The organism is Acidobacteriota bacterium (assembly GCA_040754075.1).
Taxonomy (GTDB): domain Bacteria; phylum Acidobacteriota; class Blastocatellia; order UBA7656; family UBA7656; genus JBFMDH01.
Genome location: JBFMDH010000003.1, coordinates 281,927 through 299,579, shown reverse-complemented (window position 1 = coordinate 299,579; position 17,653 = coordinate 281,927). Strand labels below are relative to the sequence as shown.

The window sequence follows — 17,653 nt, the reverse complement described above, 5'->3', positions numbered from 1 at the left end:
ATTACGCTTCCGCCGCTTCAGTCGCTTTGCCTCTTTGCATCACGAGTGCAGTGATGCCGGCGGTGAGTGAACCGGTCAGCACAGTGAATGGAATCCACAACAGTATTTGCGGCATCAGTCCGATTAACAGGTACTTGTTAAACCAACTCATTTCAGGAAAATTCGGCGGCGCGACATCATAATGCGTGCCCCAATTGCCATAAATCGCAATGAACATCACGATGGCAACCGGAACGCGCGCCGCGAACCCATACGCCAGAATGGTTTTGAAGAATTTGCGCCACGCCGGAAATTGAATCGCCGTCGCGGCAACGAATAGCAAAACCCCGATAAACGCTTTGACGGGCGAGAAATTTTCGGGGCTTTGTCCAGCCATTAACGCGCCGCCGCCCGCAAACAACACGATGCCGCCAATGGCGTGCAAGATGACCCGCCCGCTGCTCGTCTCAGGCGTCTCATTCGCTTTGATTAATTTGTACGCGAACCAGATGCCGAAGATCGGCGGCAGCCACGAAATGCCAAGCAAAGCGCCGCCGCCGCCCGCCTGTTTGCTGAACAGAAAAGGCGTCCAGTTATTCAATTCGCCAATCAAACGCAAAAGCGTGATGGCAAGCGTAATGGCTGTTGGAATCGTAATGAGTTTAATGATGCTGGTGTTGTTAATTGACATGAGATTCTCTCCTTGGTTTTTCGGAATAATGATTCAACCGCCAAATCGCCAAACGAGTTCGGCGTATTTTGCCCCTTGGCGGTTCGCTGATTTTGCAAACAACACAGCCGCTTTTGTTGAGCGAATGAATTTCGCTTCTTATCTGAAAACGTATTGCCCCTGTGTATCCACTGTAACGACAGGTAAGCGATGTTGAGTTTCAAAAACATCATAGCCGGTTTTTAAATTGCGCCAGAACCGAAGAAGCGTCGCATTACCCGCCGCTTTCTGTTCGAGCTTCCTCATTCCGGCTTCGTTCATCCTGAGTGGAAACACCTGCACAGGGATTTGCGTTTGTCCACTCGCGCGCGCTTCGACGGCAATCAAATAAAGCTCTTTAATCTGCTCGTCGGTAATCGCCATACAACCGATGGATACGCAGTTGCCATGAATGAAAATATCGCCGCCGAGATTGCCGCGCGCACCTAAAATTCTATCCGAAGCATTCGGATAGTTGAGTCCCAGAGAAAGATAGAAACTGCTTACCGGATTGAAGCGGTCAATCGTGTAAAAACCTTCAGGCACCTGGTTATCACCCTGCTCACGTTTGGGTCCGATACCGCCGGATGCGGCACAGACGTTATAGGTTTTCAGTAAATGAAATTGACCGGTTTCCTGCACCCAGAGTTCAATCACGCTTTCGCGTTTGAAGGCGCGGAGAAAAATTGCTCTTGCCGGGTAGGTGAGTTGCTTAGCCGCAAACATTTTTCTAACCGTCGATTCTTTTTCGGCAAATGCGGTTTGGACGCGCGGAAATTTTTGTTGCTGGGATTTAAAATTTTGCGCCGCGGTGTCATTCATCATGCCAATGATTAAAAACAGCAAAATCGTAAAGAACAATTTGTTCATCGGTTCATCTCGACTTTTAGGTTTTGGGTGCAAGTAGGCTAGCTCACAATTCATCGGCAAACAAGGCAAGCGAGAAATAAAAAAGGGCGCAACGTTTGCGCCCGTTAAATTTGATTAAAGTTTGAGGAAATAAAGATTCGATAGCGATTACATGACAAATTCGGTTTCGAGCGCGAGTTGCGCTTTGCGCAGTTCAAAGCGCGCGCGTCCAATATTGCCCCCCGGATTGACCGCAAAAATCAGAAAATATTCCGAGGTAATCGAACGCAGCAAAAAGGTCATTAAATCGGTGACAAACATCATCTCGCGCAGTTCGCCAAGCCCTGTATCGGTTGCGGTGTGCATGCTGCGCCTGAGTAGCGTGGTCATTTCCGTGGCAATCAAATCGATGTCAAGCGCCGGGTCAATATCTTTCACAACCCGTTCGATAACGATGCCGTCAACACCGAGCACCACGGCGACCGCGCCGCCTTCGACCTGATTGACAATGGTTTCTAAGGTTTTGTGGAAACTCAATTTACCCTCGCAAGAATTTTCAAAATGGTTTGTGGTTAGCCGAAAACTTAGATTAGCACTTGCCTGAAGCTAATCCAACTTGGCGGCTAACCACAAAGATTTATCCGACAAAGTTATTGCTTCGGCGGATTGGTTTTGGTCGGCGGCGTATCCGGTTTGACTCTGCCGTCGAGCGGTGCCAAGGCATTCGACTCCATCGATTTCGGTCTGACGAGATTGTCATTGCGAATGATGCGCGGCGTGATGAAGAACAAAATTTCATCAAAGTCACGTCGCGTGGTTCGTCGTTTGAATAATTCACCAATCACCGGAATGCGCGACACACCAGGAGTGCGAACAATCGTATGACCTTCGTTATCAATGTTGATGCCGCCCATCACCGTCGTTCCGCCATCGGGCACGCGCACGGTTGATTCAGCCGATTGCGTGTTGATGCCCGGCGTTCCATTGTTGAATTGGCTGGCTAAATTGAAGTTCACAGTATTGTTTTCGGCAATCACGCGAATCTGCACTTCGCCATTTTCTTCGACGATTTGCGGGGTGATTTGCAAGCGCAACGCTGCCGTCACAAAGGTTGTGGTAATGGTGTTGTTCGATACGGTTTGCACAGGAATCTGCACCCCGTTGACGATTTCCGCAGGTTGATTGTCGGTCACAGTGATGCGCGGACTGGCAATCGTGCGAATCTGACCTTTGGTTTCCTGTAAGCTCAAAGCTGCGGAGATGATGCTGGTTCCGAAGATACCGGTTGTCAGACTGAGCACCGTCCCTGCGGTTGCAGAGAACGCGCCGGTCGCCGTTGGCCCAATCAAGTTGGTCGGAGTAGAGGTGGAGCCGCTGCCGCTGCCGCTGCCTGAGCCGCTACCTGAGCCGCTGGTCGTTGTTTGTCGGTTGACACCAGAGCCGGGTATGAACTGCACAGGACTGGTGGCAAACAGCCCCGCTTTGCCACCTGAGCCTGAAGCCGCCGCCGCCAGTTCAACACCAATATCACGCAGGAAATTGCGGCTGGCGATGACGATGCGAGCTTCGATTTCCACCTGCGCTTCGGGTTTATCGAGTTTGGCAACGATGTCTTCGATGGCTACAAGGTATTCCGGTAAATCCGAAACAATGAGGCTATTACTGCGCGCATCCATTTCAATGGTGCCGCGTGGGCTGAGTCGCTTTTGCACGATGGCAAGTAACCCACCCTGCGAACCGCCGGCACCGGTCAATCCGCCACCGCTGCTTAATCCGCCACCACCGCCACCGCGTGTGGATGAACCAACGCCTGCACCCAGGGTTCCGGCAGCGCGGGCGTATTTGAGGTGAAGAATCTTGGTGACCAGCGGAACCTTTAAGGATTCTGCTTTTTTCCGCTCGACTTCCGCATTTATTTCTTGAGCAATCGCATCCAAAGTTGCAATGCGAACGATGTTTCCTTGATCGCAAACCCAACCCAGACGATTGGCGCGCATCACGGAATTCAACACATAATTCCACGGCAGGTCGCTTACGCGAATATCTACGGGAACCTGCTTGACGGAATTATCGACAACGAAATTGATGCCATATTGTTGAGAAACAAAGCGCAACATATCGCGCAAATCGACGCCTGCGCGAAGGTCAAAGCTAATCAAACCGCCTCGATAATCACTGTCGCACAAAGCTTGCGGCGCTTGCGGTCTGGCCTGCGTTTGCATCGCTACACTGGGCAACGGCGCGGGTCGCGTATCCGCCACGGTTGTCGGTGAAACGCCCGGTTGATTAACCGTTACAGGCTTGGCAGATGTCTTTACGGGCTGAGCCGTAACCCGCGGTCGCGAATCCGGCGTATTTCTTCTGGCTTGCGCCGACAAGGATTCGGGAACGCTCGGTTTTCCAACCTGAGTATTGGTATCGACAACGCTCGGTTTGGCAGTTTGTGTGCTCTTATCCGCAACTGCCGGTTTGGCGGCGGGCGCATTGTTCAGGCTCTGTTTTGCGGCTTGCGAATCCGGGTTGGTCTTCTGCGCCTGAGCCACCTGTGAGTTCACCGTGACGCTCGGTTGAGTGGTTTGCGCCGTCGTTTTATTCGGTGCAGGCGGTTGTGGCGTTGTGTTGGTTGTCGAAGCTGGTTTGGTCGCCGTGGTCGCAGGCTTGGTTGCCGATTTGGCTGCTTCGTTTTCAATGCGCTGACCGGCAACTTTAACTTCGGCATTATCTGTGCGGGTTTCAAGCGTCGCTTTTTCGGCTTCCCCTTGTGCCTTTACTTCTTCGGCTTTCGCTTTGGCTTGTTCATTGCGCGCCGCAAGTTGGTCACCGATGGTAATGACGAGTGATGCGCCTTCGCGTTCAATTTGATACGCCACCTGCGATTTCGCATCAACCACGATGCGCACCACATTGGCAGAGGGTTGTCCGACGCGGACTTTATCAACCGCTGCCGCGCCGACCGTAATCGGTTTGCTGCCCGCTTGATTGCGAACCCCTGTGATGTCGAGCACGATGCGATAAGGATTGGTTAAAACAAAATCTTTGAATTGGGCGTTGCCGTCGGCTTCAACGATGATGCGCGCAAAGCCTTCGCCGGCTTCACTGCGCACGTTGCGAATCAAGGTTGCAGGTTTCGCGGCGTTTAGCGAATCGGTTTTCGCGTTTACCGCGTCGGCTTTTTCCGTATGCGCAGCCGGTGTTGCCGCCGGTTTCGTGGTTACGGGTTGACTGGCTTTTACCGGCGTCGGTTCAACGACCGCGCTTCCGGCAATCGGTGCCGGTTCGACATAAACGCCGGGTTTGGTGTTGGTTTTCCTGGCATCTTGAGCGAGCGGTTTTTCAGTCGCGATTTCGATAATCAAAGTATTGCCTTGCAGTATCGATCTATCGCTCACCTGTCCTTGAACTTTAATCTCAAGATTGGTGCCGATGAATTTGGTCGCCTTCGATGTAGCTTGCGATTTACGAACCGTTATCGATTCGACGCCCGCGCTCTTTACGGCGTACCAGGGCGTCAGTTGCGAGCCGTCCCCGCCCGGAAAATCGACGACAATCAAATTGTCTGTCGGTTTGATAACCGTATAGAGAGGTGGCGAGTTGGACTCGATGGCAATTCGGGTTACTGCTCCAACGGTCTCGTGTTTGAGCGCAACTAAATTGAAAGTCGCTCCCTCTTGCGGAACTCTCTGATTATGGCTCGGTCGTGCAAATGCCCAGGTATTGGCAACCACGGTGAGCAGCAATATAGAAGTTACGAACCTCCTAGCTATCATACACTTTATCTCCCCTCTCGGTTTTGAATGAAGAAGACGCGGGATTGAGGGAGCAACCACCACGATCATCCGCTTCGTTGAGTTTGTCAGTATCGCTTAGTTGACTTTTGGCCCAGACGTCGCGCTAGGCTGTTTGGCAACAATATTTTCAAGTTTGATTTGTTTGCCATCAGGGTTTATCTGATAAGTTTCCTGTTTGAAAGTGACCCTTGCCCCTGAATCGCTGGTATCACTTTCGATTCTTAAAATCTCGCCGTTATAACAACGCGAACCTCTTCGTATAAAGAAAGTCGAGCCGGTTGGTGTGGCTCTGGCAAATGCGCCAAATCCGAGGTCATCGCGAAATACGCCGATGATTTCAAGTTCTGAAACCAGGTATTGCATGACCGGATTGGGTTCCGCCATCCCCTTGTCGACATATTCATCAACCAGCATTTTGAATTTTGCGCGGCGTTCTTCAAGCGATGGGAAACCGACCGGCTTGGGTTCTTTGGGTTTGCCGCCCGGACCTTCTTTGGGTTTCGGTTTAATCACTTTTTTGAACGGGTCTTTGTTAGCCGGAACATAAGGTTTAATGGTATCGCTTGCCGGGCCGAGGTACTCTTTTTTCGTCGCCTGTACAGCCGGTTGCGGTTGTTGTTGAGCGATGGCTTGCAAAACCAGCGAAAAGACCAGTAAACCGGTGATTGCCAGTAAAACCGTCCATTTTATTATTCTGTCGTTTGCGGTTTTTCGGGCAATGACCTGCGATTGTACATTTGCCATTCTTTTATTCATCACACTACTCCATATTTGAGGCTCATGGTTATTTCGGTTGATTGGCTGGCGGAGGCGTCGGCTGTCCGGGTTGCGGAGCCGCAGCGCCCGCTGGCGGCGTGCCGCCTTTGCTGGTCAACTTGTTGAGATTTTCAGGCGATATGTAATATGCCACCACAACAAATGACGTATTGATGGAACGACCCGCAACTTGCGCGGTGTCTTCTGCCTGTTTGATATCGACATCGGCAACGCTGACAATGCGTTTATAAAATCCCAGGTCGGAAAGGAACAAGCCAACGTTATCGTATGATCCGGTGACTTCAACTTGGATGGGTTGCGCGGTATAAATTTCCGATGGCGTCACCGACAACGGCGCGAATCTTCGGAGTTCGAGTTTACGCGATTTCATTAAATCCTTGATGCTGTCGAAAACCTTGGTGATTTCCACCTGGTCAGGCAGCAAATCGCGCAGGCTGTCCATTTCCGCCTGTTTCTGACGCAGGGTCTCTTCGGCGGCTGCCAGGTTTTGCCGGATGATGCTGGCTTGGGCATTTTTCGCCTTCAAAGTTTGCACCTGTTGTTCAATCTTTAGGGTCTCTGCGCGGGTATCGCTGTAGAGCATGGTGTCTGCGGCATAGACCAAAAGCGCGACCAGGGCGAGCAAAATCAACATCTGGTAATACCACGCCAGGCGTGTAAAAAAGTTGCCACCCTCTTCCGATTTTGTAATGGTTGCTACTGCTGCTGCCATAATCATTTCCCCCTATTTAGTCTCTGCCTTCTTCTCTTCGCCTTCGGCGCGAGGTTTGTTGTAGTCACAGTTGATGGTGAATTTGAACACCCGGGCAGTATCTTTATCATCGCCCTCTTTCTTGTCAGCCTCTTCAATCTTGACTTCCGTCCCTTCAATCACCGGAATAACGTTGGTAAACAGTCCGTTCGAGAATTCCAACTGTCGCGCAAAATCGGCGACCACCTGTTCATTCATCGAAGTGCCGATGATTTGCAATCGATTGCCTTTTTGGGTAATCGTCGTCAGTTTGAAATCGGCATTGCCGCCCGGCATTCGTTCGTTGATTGCCGAAAGCATGGCGACCGGACCTTTTTGTTCGGCGCGCAGTTGTTTAATCAACTTGATGCGCTCTTCCAACTGCTTCAATTCATTCTCAAGCTCATTCTTGCGATTGATGTCGGCTTCGAGTTGTTTGGCTTGCTCTTGTTCGCGGTCAAATTCGGCTTTGACATCGGCGTGCGCGCGGGTTGTCCACAGGTGGTCAATGCCGATGGCAAGCAAAGCGATGACCAGGGCGCTGATGAGCATGAAAATCTGCTGACCGTGTTTGGCTGCGACTCTGGTCTTTTGAATGGTTACACGTTGTTCGGCTGTGCCTTCGAGCAGGTTTACTCTAATCATCTTGCCACCTCCGCAACACGAACTGCCAAACCGACAGCGACTGCCATATTCGGTGAAAGTTCGCGCATATACTCTTCATCAAATCTCTTGTGGTCGAACCGGATGGAACGAAACGCATCAAAGCGTTCGACGGGCATCTGGAATTTTTCCGAAAGGTAGTTCACCAGATTCATCACTTTCGATGAACCGCCGGCAATCAGCATCCGGTCAATGTTGGGCGAATCGACTGCGGTGGCGCGGAAGAAATCCAGGGTGCGGGAAATTTCCAAAGCGAGCATTTCGGTCACCGAATCAATCGCCGGCATGGCGTCTTCAACCGAGTGTTCCATTCCAAAAGCCATGCCGCGTTTGAGCGCCTCGGCTTGTTCAAAGGTCATGTTGAACTCTTTTTGCAACAGGTCGGTATATTGATTGCCGCCCGCCGAGATGTCGCGGGTGAAAATCGAGGTCGTGCCACGCACCACATTGATAGTCATCACCGATGCGCCGATGTCCAGAAGCGCGACCGTGAGATTGGGCGGCGGGTTGTAGTTGACTTCATAAGCGTTCTGCAATGCGAAGGCGTCAACATCAACGATGACCGGTTGTTTGCCCGCCTGCGAAATGACCTGCGTAAATTGGGCAATCTTGTCGCGTTTGCAGGCAACCAGTAACACATCCATGCTTTGCCCGGTGCTGTCGCGCCCCATCACTTCGTGGTAGAGATTGACGTCATTAATATCGAATGGAATATATTGCTCGGCTTCCCAATGAATCTGTTCATAGAGTTCTTCATCGGGCATTGCCGGCATAGTAATTTTTTTAACGATGACTGCGTGTCCTGAAAGAGCGGTGGCGACCTGATTGGTTTTAATGCCTTGTTCCATCCATACGCGGTTGATGGTGTCGCTTACGTGATTGAGGTCAATGATGTGTCCGTCAACGATGGTATCCGATTGCAGATTCTGATGTGAGATATGCATGAGTTCATAACCGCCGCGTGCAGGTCTGAGTTCAATGGCTTTGAGCGCGGTGGAACCGATATCTAATCCGACTACGCCTTTTTGTTTATTTCCGAACAAACCTTCTAACATAGCGTTCCCCTGTGGCTGTTTGCGCTTCCGGTTTCTTGCAGACTCGGAAACCAACGCCATTTTCAACTTGAACTTTAGGGGCTATGTGATTCTGAAATTTTGAATTGTCGTCAGATTAAAAGGGGCGGTGCTTAGGGGCGATGTTTGGTGTCGAATTAAAGAAATGTCATTTGCCGGAAATGACCTGCTGGCGCGTGATGTCCTGACATTTACTTTAAGGCGAATCAAACATCAAATTGACACTTCTTCCAACGCAGTCATTTCTAACACCCGTCACCATAGGTGTCAACACTAATTTTCCGCAACCATCAGGGGTTAATTTTTGTCCTCAAAATACCGGCTTTTTTAGGCTTTTTTCCAATTCTGTTCAGCAAGCTACCCTTCTCCAGTAGCGGTATTATCAATCTAACAAAACCTTTGCCCGACTGACGCAAAGGCGCTTGCGCGCGCCAACGCTCGGGTTTCAATCAAAGGAGTCCCGTCGCAAAAAATCTACGAACGGGCGGCGGTTTGACGCGCTCAATTTATATCAATAGAATTTTTAGCGCAGTGAATTGTGAGAAATTTTTCGTGAGCGGATTTTTAGAGCATCGTAACGTTTACCCCCTGGCCTGTTTGCCGAATCTTTTATCGCTTCTGCGGCGTAGAAGATTTAGTCAACAGGCTAAATGGTCTTTAATGAATGCAAAAATCAACTATCTGAATTTTAAAATTTGCGATAAGAAAAGAGAGATAATATGACAGCGATTTTCAATAAAGTGGCAACCAAAATATTCGGCAGCGCCAACGAGCGATTGCTCAAACGCCTCTATCCCATTGTTGATGAAATCAATGCCCTTGAACCACAAGTGCAAAAAATGACCGATGATGAGTTGCGCGCCCGCACCGCAGAGTTTCGCGAACAGGTCGAGCGTCAACTTGCCGAAGCCGAAATCAGCGGCACCTCTCCCGATGAGCGACAACAATCTTTGCGCCGGGCGATTGACGAAGCGTTGGATGAAATTTTGCCCGAAGCTTTCGCTATCGTCCGCGAAGCGTCGCGCCGCGCCACCGGCATGCGCCATTTCGATGTGCAGTTAATCGGCGGTATGGTTTTGCATCGCGGCATGATTGCTGAAATGAAAACCGGTGAAGGTAAAACCCTGGTCGCGACGCTTCCGGCATACCTCAACGCGCTTGCCGGGCGCGGCGTTCACATCGTCACCGTAAACGATTACCTTGCCAAACGCGATACCGAATGGATGGGCAAAATTTATCGCTTTCTCGGTCTCACTGTCGGTTGCATTCAACACGATATGACCGATGAAGAACGCAAAGCCGCATACGGAGCCGACATCACCTATGGCACCAACAACGAACTGGGTTTCGATTACCTGCGCGACAACATGAAATTTGACCCGACCATGATGGTGCATCGCAATTTCAATTTCGCCATCGTTGACGAAGTCGACTCCATCCTGATTGACGAAGCGCGCACCCCGCTCATCATTGCAGGCTCTTCGGAAGATTCAACCGAAAAATATTACATCGCCAATGATTGCATCGTGCGCATGAAAGCTGAACAGAGCAAACTGGTTGCTGAAATTAAAAGTAAGGAAGGCGATGTCGATTTGAAACAAGACCCGCGCCTGCTTTATCACGTCGATGAGAAGCAGCATCAGGCGACGCTTACGGAATCAGGGGTGGATATGGCGGAAAAATTCTGTCAGGTCGGCAATCTCTATGACCCTGCGAATATGGAACTCCTGCATTGTGTTGAACAATCGCTCAAAGCTCACAGCCTTTATCATCTTGACAAACAATACATCGTTAAAGACGGCGAAGTGATTATCGTTGACGAATTCACCGGGCGTGTGATGCCCGGTCGTCGTTGGAGCGATGGACTCCATCAAGGCGTTGAAGCCAAAGAGAACGTCAAGATTGAAGCCGAAAACCAGACACTTGCAACCATCACCTTGCAGAATTATTTCCGTATGTACGCGAAACTCGCAGGCATGACCGGTACAGCCGAAACCGAAGCATCGGAATTTGCCAACATCTATAAACTCGATGTCGCGGTCATTCCAACCAACCGCGAAAATCAACGCAAGGATTTTTCGGATGTCATCTATCGCACGGAGCGCGAAAAATGGAATGCCGCTGCCGAAGAGATCAAACAACTTCATGAAAAAGGCCAGCCGGTGCTCGTCGGTACAGTCTCCGTTGAAAATTCTGAAGTGCTTTCCGATAAGCTCAAAAAAATGCGCGTTCCGCATAATGTATTAAACGCCAAACCCGAACACGCGGGGCGCGAAGCCGACATCGTCGCGCAAGCCGGGCGCAAAGGACAGGTCACAATTGCCACCAACATGGCGGGTCGCGGTACGGATATTCTGCTTGGCGGCAATCCCGAATTCCTGGCTAAACAGTTTTTGAAAGAGAAAGAAATCAATCCCGAAGAAGCCACCGAAGGACAGATGAACGCCGCGCTTGAACGCGCCAAGGACATTACCGAAACCGAACATCAGGAGGTCATTCAACTCGGCGGGCTTCACATACTCGGCACCGAACGCCACGAATCGCGCCGCATTGATAATCAGCTTCGCGGTCGTTCAGGGCGTCAGGGCGACCCCGGTTCGTCGCGTTTCTATCTGTCACTTGAAGATGATTTGATGCGCATCTTCGGCGGCGAACGCATCAAAGGCATTATGCTCCGACTCGGTATGGATGAAGGCGTGCCGATTGAATCGGGGCTGGTCAGCAAACGCATCGAAGCCGCACAAAAGAGCGTCGAAGGACACAACTTCTCGATTCGTAAACATCTGCTTGAATATGACGACGTGATGAATAAACAGCGTGAAGCGATTTACGCGATGCGTCGTCAATTGTTGATGGGCTTTGAAGGCGAAACTATCGAAGAGCGCAATGACAATCAGCGTGAGCACGTTCTGGAAACCGCTCATGAGTTATTCGATGATATGATTGACGAGTACCTGTCGAAAGATATGCGCCCGGATGAATGGGATTTTACGGGACTCAAAGACCAACTGCGCGCCACTTTTGGTTATGATGCGGACAGCGAAGGTTGGCATCTCGAAAACATGGGCATCGAAGAGGTGCGGCAAAAACTCTGGCCTGAAATCGAGAAGAAGTACGGCGAGAAAGAGGTGCAACTGGGAGCCGAGGCGCTGCGCAGTCTTGAACGTTACATCATGCTCAACATCGTTGATGCGCAGTGGAAAGATCATTTGCTGGCGCTCGACCATTTGAAAGAAGGCATAGGGCTTCGCGGTTACGGGCAAAAAGACCCGCTGGTTGAATACAAACGCGATTCGTTTGCCCTCTTCCAGGATATGCTCTATCGCATCAACAACGAATCGGTGCGTTATCTGTTCAACTTTCAGGTGCAGGTGACAGAATCGGTCGAGCAACAACTGCTTGAACGGCGGCGGCGTCAACGTCGCGGACGCGTCGCTTTCACGAAAGCCAACGAATCGGCGTTTGCAGCGGGTGAAGAGGAAGAAGCAAAACCGTTTCGCAATAAAGAGCCGCGCGTCGGGCGCAACGAACCTTGCCCATGCGGTTCGGGCAAGAAGTACAAAAAATGCCACGGCGCTGAATAATTGAACTGTAATAACGGGCAGCAGACAATTGATAGTTTTCGATTGCCTGCTGCCTTTTTGTTTAATTACTTCTTAGCTCTTCTCCCCAACGGCAATGCAAAATCAAAATTTCCTGGTTACGACCGAACGGTTAATACTTCGTGATTTTCAAGAAAGCGATTGGCAACGTTTTGTTGAACTCCATAACGACTCTTCCGTAAAAAACAACTTTCTTTCCTTTCAATTAAACGATGACTATATTCAACGGTCTTTTGAAAGCGGCTTTCTGTCTAAAGAGCAAAATCCCCGTTTAAATTATTTTCTTGCGATAGTATTAAAGGAACAAGAAACGATTATTGGAACCTGTTCAATTAGTGGCACACTCGCCGGTTATGAAAACACTGGCATTGGCTGGCATGTGGAGAGTTCATATACAGGCAAAGGTTATGCAACGGAATCTGCCGGTGAACTATTAAGGCTCGGCTTTCATAAACATAATGTTGAGCGGGTTATTGCCGAATGTTTTGCGGATAATCGTGCATCAAGGCGGGTAATGGAAAAAAATGGGATGACCATAGTTTCCAGTGGCTTATTAACTCGCTGGATAAGAGGAGCGTATTACGGCGAGAAAAAGCCAATTGTTCGGTACCAAATTAACAGAGCGGAGTGGTTCGCTAAAAATTCTTCAAATAAATAAGTTCCTGTTTGCTCTGAGAAAATTATTCTCATGGCGTACTCCGGATTTTCATTCAACGCGGTTCACCTTCCCGAAACAAACTATTGAATCCACATTTTTGCTATTGTACTCTCGCTTCATCAGTCCCCTGATGAAGTGCCCCGCATCGCAGCCGACGTTAGAGAGGACACCGCTATCCCCAGTCAAATTTTAGAAGCAATCAAATCCGGCAAAGCGCCACACAGTGCAAAACTGGCGGGTGCCAAGGGACTGTTTCCACTCAGCAACGATGAAATGTTTGAAGTGCTGGTGCTGCTGATGGCGGATGCGGATGAAGAGATACGCCTCACCGCAGCAACCACGGTTGATAAATTTGATCCGCAATCGTTCGCACACCTGGCTGCTGACCAAGAGGCGGCGCCTGAGGTTTTAGGATTTTTCTGCGTCTGGAAAAAAACGCCGAGTGAAATTCTTGAACAAATCATTTTCAATCGCGCTACGCCCAACCTGGCGCTTGCCCGGCTTGCCGGAACCACCCGCGACGCGCAAATTCTCGAAGCCATCTCGCTCAAGCAACAGAACCTGATTCAAACGCCGGAAATCATCGAAGCAATTTTGAATAATCCGGCACGCACTCCTGAAGCCGAACGCCGCGCCAAAGAAATTCGCGAAGAGTTTTTTGAAAAAGCCTTCGGCATCCAGATGATTGCCGAAGAAAAGCGCGTCAAAGCCGATGCCGAAGAACAAACCCGCAAAGCCAACGAATCAATTCTTATCGGCGGTCTCGAAGATTTGGTTCGCCTGGGGCTTGTCGAAGAGGGCATCGAAGAAGAAGTTTACGAAGGCATCATTAAAGAGTATGAAGAAGAGGTCGGTGATTTGGATGCGGCTCCGGTCATTGAATATGACCAGATCGACCTTGAAAGCATCATCGGTCAAGTGCTCGACGATGAGAATGCGGCTGCGGAAATTTCGCAATCACACATCTCGGTTGACCGCAAAGCGATGTTTCAGCAAATCGCCATAATGAGCGTCAAAGAACGTGTGATGCTGGCGATTAAAGGCACTCGTGAAGCCCGCATGATTTTAATTCGCGATCCCAATCGCATCGTCGCCTGTGCGGTGTTGCGTAACCCGCGCATTACTGAAAACGAAGTCGAAGGCATTGCGGCGATTCGCACGGTTCCCGAAGATGTGCTGAGACAAATCGGACAAAACCGCGCTTACACCAAATCCTATGTAGTCATTCACAATCTGGTGCGCAATCCGAGAACCCCTGTGGCGCTCAGTTTGAACTTCCTCAATCGCATTCAAACCCGTGATATGCGGGCTTTGGCTGCAAATAAAAATATCCCCGATGTGGTTCGCACCATGGCGAGTCGCATGTACCTCAAACGTAGCGGCTCTTAGGGCAGATTATCTTGAGGGTACAGCACTACCTTGCGGAAAAGTTTGCCCTGAGAAAACCACCGCAGACTCAACACTACACCTGCTTTGCCAATCGCTAGCGTTTATCCAAACTCACTACGCATTCCCTAAATCAGGAATGAATTATTTCAATCCGTTTAAATTTCAATTGCACATTTCAATTGCTTGGCATATTCGTTGCACTAGGTTTCGCTGAATAGAAATAAGACCCGACCCGGCAATGTTTTTTTAAGCGGGGGTAGTTTATGTTTACCTTTATTTTGAGTTCACTGGTTTCGCTTTTCACAGGCGCACTGTTGACATATTTTCTTCTTCGCAAAAGGGTTGGCATACCCGCCGAACCGCTTCCACGACCTCGAAATCTGATTAAACTGGTTGGTGTTCAAATTATCTGTGGCGATTGTGCCGGCGAAGACGAGGCACCGCTTAAAACCTTCTTAAATGCTTACGACAAATGTGCCCGCTGTGGCGGCAACAGTTATGTGCTGGCATCAAGCTTTGAATCGACCATGATGTTATATAAAGCATTGGAGTTTCTGGAATCCGCCATGCCCACCAATGATGCCAATGTCATTTCGATTCAGGAACATATCGCTGCCCGTGAGAGTCAGGAACAGAAAATTGCCGTTTGATAGATGTGAATTTGCCCCGTAGAACAACTATCTCTTGCCTTTTTTTCTGGTGGATAAAATGTTCGGATAGTGAGTATTCATTTGTCTGGATAATCTGTAGTCAAAAGCTTACTAATTTTGCTTACTCTTCACCTAATTTTCCTTGATTTGCGCAATGATTATCGCTTTATCCGCTCAAAATCTTCCGGGTAATCAAAATCTAAAAGCACACCCTGGTCAGTGACTTTGACATAAAGCGTTTCATTTCTGTGCGCCGTGATCACTGCTTTCAAACCGATTTCGGGAGTAATGCTGAGGATTTCTTTTTTAAGTTTTGCCGACAATAGAATCGGATGCCCTCTGCTTTCCTGATAAACCGGAATGGCAATCAAGGCATCGGTTTGTTGGTAAGCCTCGATCAGTTGATTGATGATGGCGATATTGATTTGCGGTTGGTCAACTAAAGCAATCAGGTAAGCCGTCGCATTTTGGCTTGCGGCTTCAACACCGCATTGAATGGATGAACTCATGCCTTGCCGGTGCTGGGCATTGAAAACGCTTTTGATTGGTCGCTTGGCAAGCGCGCGACGCACATCGGCTTCGCGATGTCCGGTCACAACAATCAATTCATCAATTGATGAGGCGAGTAAATTATCGACGCAACTTTCGACAAACGTTTTTTCGCCAAACGGTAGAAGTTGTTTGAACTCGCCCATGCGCCGCGACTCGCCTGCGGCTAACAGTATCGCTGAAATCATAAAATTTTTTGCTCACCAAATCCCATACTAACGTTTAAGCAGTTGTCATCTATAGCTTCAATTGCCGCTTCAGGTTTGGCAAGTCGTTTGCCCATCTTTTGAACGGACTGTTAGAGTTGAATTCGTCAAGCGTTGCGAATCTCGATTGTGCAGTCCGGCGCAAGCAAGCAGACATCGAACTTTTGCGCCGGGTAAAGCATCTCAAGTTTGAGAAGTTAGCAAACGCTAAAGGGGTGTTCAACTTGAACAGAATTTCTAAAACGATTATCACCAGTTTAATGATTGCGGCACTGGTCAGTTTAACCAACGCGCAGCAAAACGCCGTGTTTACAACGCCTGCGGGTGAAACTATTTCATTGAGTACGCTACGTGGACAAGTTGTCGTGCTGGTTTTCGGCGGCGTTTCTGACCCACAATGCCGCGAAGAATTCAAAGCTTTACAGACGCTTGCAGATAAATATGCCAATAGCAAAGTCGCGGTTTTCTGGGTGAGCATAGACGCACCGGCAAGCGTTTCCGACGCCGAGTTGAAAGCGCCTTGCGGTCCCGCAGGTTCCGTTAAAGTGGTGCGCGACGCCAGCCGGGCAGCGTTCAAACAATTTGGTGGAAAACAATTGCCAACCATCGTGATTTTAGACAAGGCGGGGAATGTCGCGGGCCAACCGCGCGGCGGGTTCAATCCGAACGCCGCTTTCATCAACAGCATCAGCGACCTGATTGACGGATTGCTCTAATCAAACGCTCTCCTCCTTATTGCAGAAATTTTTTCACAAGCCGACTATCCAGCGTCGGCTTTTTTGTTGCCGCAAAGGTTGTAGGCAGGTTTGCCGCTCTGGTAAAACTCTTGTGATGTCAAATAGTGAAAAACCCGGCAAAGCATTGCTTTCTTACTTTAGCGAAAGACAAAGTGAAATTCTTGAATTCATCCGCTGGCTGGTCGAACAGGAATCCATGTCGCGAGTGCCTGATGCGACCACGCGCATCGCTGAAAATTTAGCCGAGCGATTGAGCGCGCACGGCGCAACCGTCGATTTGCTGCGCGATGAAAAATTCGGCGCGACGCTTCGCGCCCGTTACTTTCACACCCTTGACCCTTGCGCCAAACAACTGCTTATCGTCGGACACCTTGATACCGTTTGGCCCATCGGCACGCTTGCAAAAATGCCTTATCGCGTCGAAGGTGACCAAGCTTATGGCCCGGGTATTTTCGACATGAAAGCCGGGGTGACGCTTGCCACGTTTGCGATGCTGGCGCTCAAAGAATTAGGGCGTAAAACTCAACGCCCGATCACTTTTTTGATGACCTGCGATGAAGAAACCGGCAGCCATTTTTCCCGTCCCGTTATTGAAGAAGAAGCGCAAAACGCGCACGCCGCCCTGGTGTTGGAACCGCCAATTCCGGGTGGCATCGTGAAGACCGGACGCAAAGGTGTCGGCGAATTTGAACTCACGATTCGCGGACGTTCGGCGCACGCCGGTAATGATATTCATAAAGGCATCAGCGCCGTCACCGAACTCGCGCATCAGATTTTAGCCATCAATAAAATTGCCGATTTTGCGCGCGGCACGACACTCAATGTCGGCGTCGTCGAAGGCGGCGTGCTTTCAAACGTTGTCGCCGCCGAAGCGCGCGCTGCGGTTGATATGCGTTTCAATGTTATCGAAGAGGGCTATCGTGTCGAAGAAGCCATGCGCGCGCTCACCCCGGTTATCGACGGCGCGCAACTGGAAATCAAAGGCGGCATCAATCGTCCGCCGCTTGAACGCACTGATGCGATTGCCACGCTCTTTGCGCATGCTAAAAATTTAGCAGCCGAAATTGATTACGATTTACAGGAAGGGCAGGTCGGCGGCGGCTCTGACGGTAATTTCATTGCGGCGATGGGGGTGCCGGTGTTGGACGGCTTAGGGGTTGACGGAGCAGGCGCTCATGCGACGCACGAACACATTACCCTGAGCGACATTCCGCGTCGCGCCGCCTTGGTTACACGGCTGATTGAAACAGTCTGAGCAATTCGGTTGCTATGCCATATTCCACTTGCCCAATCT

Annotated in this window: 15 protein-coding genes; 6 read left to right on the top strand and 9 right to left on the bottom strand. The window is 50.0% G+C overall.

Annotated elements, in window-relative coordinates; translation table 11 throughout:
• Position 1: 1 nt before the first annotated feature.
• From AB1757_05060 to pilM, 8 genes are all read right to left on the bottom strand, one after another.
• On the bottom strand, positions 2–670 hold the full coding sequence (locus tag AB1757_05060) for a hypothetical protein (GenBank protein ID MEW6126414.1): 669 nt from the start codon (positions 668–670) through the stop codon (positions 2–4).
• Positions 671–808: 138 nt separating this feature from the next.
• Positions 809–1,558, bottom strand: coding sequence for a L,D-transpeptidase family protein (locus tag AB1757_05055; GenBank protein ID MEW6126413.1), 750 nt, complete (start codon positions 1,556–1,558; stop codon positions 809–811).
• Positions 1,559–1,705: 147 nt separating this feature from the next.
• Entirely contained in the window at positions 1,706–2,074 is a 369-nt protein-coding gene (locus AB1757_05050) for a hypothetical protein (protein ID MEW6126412.1), read from the bottom strand.
• A gap of 113 nt (positions 2,075–2,187) precedes the next feature.
• Positions 2,188–5,304 carry an AMIN domain-containing protein gene (locus tag AB1757_05045; GenBank protein ID MEW6126411.1) on the bottom strand — a complete coding sequence of 1,039 codons (3,117 nt, stop codon included), beginning with the start codon at positions 5,302–5,304 and terminating at the stop codon, positions 2,188–2,190.
• Between the two features lie 96 nt (positions 5,305–5,400).
• On the bottom strand, positions 5,401–6,081 hold the full coding sequence (locus AB1757_05040; GenBank protein MEW6126410.1) for a hypothetical protein: 681 nt from the start codon (positions 6,079–6,081) through the stop codon (positions 5,401–5,403).
• A 28-nt stretch (positions 6,082–6,109) separates the two neighbouring features.
• Positions 6,110–6,814, bottom strand: coding sequence for a type 4a pilus biogenesis protein PilO (gene pilO / locus AB1757_05035; GenBank protein MEW6126409.1), 705 nt, complete (start codon positions 6,812–6,814; stop codon positions 6,110–6,112).
• 12 nt (positions 6,815–6,826) lie between these two features.
• On the bottom strand, positions 6,827–7,477 hold the full coding sequence (locus tag AB1757_05030; protein MEW6126408.1) for a PilN domain-containing protein: 651 nt from the start codon (positions 7,475–7,477) through the stop codon (positions 6,827–6,829).
• Positions 7,474–8,550 carry a type IV pilus assembly protein PilM gene (gene pilM / locus AB1757_05025; protein ID MEW6126407.1) on the bottom strand — a complete coding sequence of 359 codons (1,077 nt, stop codon included), beginning with the start codon at positions 8,548–8,550 and terminating at the stop codon, positions 7,474–7,476. The genes AB1757_05030 and pilM overlap by 4 nt, the downstream gene beginning before the upstream one ends.
• A 737-nt stretch (positions 8,551–9,287) precedes the next feature.
• Here pilM and secA point away from each other — a divergent pair.
• From secA to AB1757_05005, 4 genes are all read left to right on the top strand, one after another.
• The gene (secA, locus tag AB1757_05020) at positions 9,288–12,152 is read left to right on the top strand and encodes a preprotein translocase subunit SecA (protein ID MEW6126406.1); all 2,865 of its coding nucleotides are present in this window, start codon (positions 9,288–9,290) and stop codon (positions 12,150–12,152) included.
• Positions 12,153–12,246: 94 nt separating this feature from the next.
• On the top strand, positions 12,247–12,828 hold the full coding sequence (locus AB1757_05015; GenBank protein ID MEW6126405.1) for a GNAT family N-acetyltransferase: 582 nt from the start codon (positions 12,247–12,249) through the stop codon (positions 12,826–12,828).
• Between the two features lie 135 nt (positions 12,829–12,963).
• The gene (locus AB1757_05010; protein ID MEW6126404.1) at positions 12,964–14,217 is read left to right on the top strand and encodes a hypothetical protein; all 1,254 of its coding nucleotides are present in this window, start codon (positions 12,964–12,966) and stop codon (positions 14,215–14,217) included.
• 263 nt (positions 14,218–14,480) lie between these two features.
• On the top strand, positions 14,481–14,867 hold the full coding sequence (locus AB1757_05005; protein MEW6126403.1) for a hypothetical protein: 387 nt from the start codon (positions 14,481–14,483) through the stop codon (positions 14,865–14,867).
• A 158-nt stretch (positions 14,868–15,025) separates the two neighbouring features.
• Here AB1757_05005 and AB1757_05000 read toward each other — a convergent pair whose 3' ends face one another.
• Positions 15,026–15,604 (bottom strand): nucleotidyltransferase family protein, encoded by a 579-nt coding sequence (locus AB1757_05000; protein ID MEW6126402.1) that lies wholly within the window; start codon positions 15,602–15,604, stop codon positions 15,026–15,028.
• 242 nt (positions 15,605–15,846) lie between these two features.
• On the opposite strand from AB1757_05000, the gene AB1757_04995 reads away from it, so the two are divergent.
• Both AB1757_04995 and AB1757_04990 read left to right on the top strand, forming a co-directional pair.
• Positions 15,847–16,338 (top strand): TlpA disulfide reductase family protein, encoded by a 492-nt coding sequence (locus AB1757_04995; protein ID MEW6126401.1) that lies wholly within the window; start codon positions 15,847–15,849, stop codon positions 16,336–16,338.
• A gap of 115 nt (positions 16,339–16,453) precedes the next feature.
• A complete protein-coding gene (locus tag AB1757_04990) occupies positions 16,454–17,614 on the top strand; it encodes a M20 family metallopeptidase (protein MEW6126400.1) in 1,161 nt (386 codons plus the stop codon).
• Positions 17,615–17,653: the final 39 nt, after the last annotated feature.

What these genes read in the sequence shown, in the direction of transcription:
- AB1757_05060 (MEW6126414.1), bottom strand. Translation starts at nt 670, where the DNA reads ATGTCAATTAACAACACCAGCATCATTAAACTCATTACGATTCCAACA.
- AB1757_05055 (MEW6126413.1), bottom strand. Translation starts at nt 1,558, where the DNA reads ATGAACAAATTGTTCTTTACGATTTTGCTGTTTTTAATCATTGGCATG.
- AB1757_05045 (MEW6126411.1), bottom strand. Translation starts at nt 5,304, where the DNA reads ATGATAGCTAGGAGGTTCGTAACTTCTATATTGCTGCTCACCGTGGTT.
- AB1757_05040 (MEW6126410.1), bottom strand. Translation starts at nt 6,081, where the DNA reads ATGAATAAAAGAATGGCAAATGTACAATCGCAGGTCATTGCCCGAAAA.
- pilO (MEW6126409.1), bottom strand. Translation starts at nt 6,814, where the DNA reads ATGGCAGCAGCAGTAGCAACCATTACAAAATCGGAAGAGGGTGGCAAC.
- AB1757_05030 (MEW6126408.1), bottom strand. Translation starts at nt 7,477, where the DNA reads ATGATTAGAGTAAACCTGCTCGAAGGCACAGCCGAACAACGTGTAACC.
- pilM (MEW6126407.1), bottom strand. Translation starts at nt 8,550, where the DNA reads ATGTTAGAAGGTTTGTTCGGAAATAAACAAAAAGGCGTAGTCGGATTA.
- secA (MEW6126406.1), top strand. Translation starts at nt 9,288, where the DNA reads ATGACAGCGATTTTCAATAAAGTGGCAACCAAAATATTCGGCAGCGCC.
- AB1757_05015 (MEW6126405.1), top strand. Translation starts at nt 12,247, where the DNA reads ATGCAAAATCAAAATTTCCTGGTTACGACCGAACGGTTAATACTTCGT.
- AB1757_05005 (MEW6126403.1), top strand. Translation starts at nt 14,481, where the DNA reads ATGTTTACCTTTATTTTGAGTTCACTGGTTTCGCTTTTCACAGGCGCA.
- AB1757_05000 (MEW6126402.1), bottom strand. Translation starts at nt 15,604, where the DNA reads ATGATTTCAGCGATACTGTTAGCCGCAGGCGAGTCGCGGCGCATGGGC.
- AB1757_04990 (MEW6126400.1), top strand. Translation starts at nt 16,454, where the DNA reads ATGTCAAATAGTGAAAAACCCGGCAAAGCATTGCTTTCTTACTTTAGC.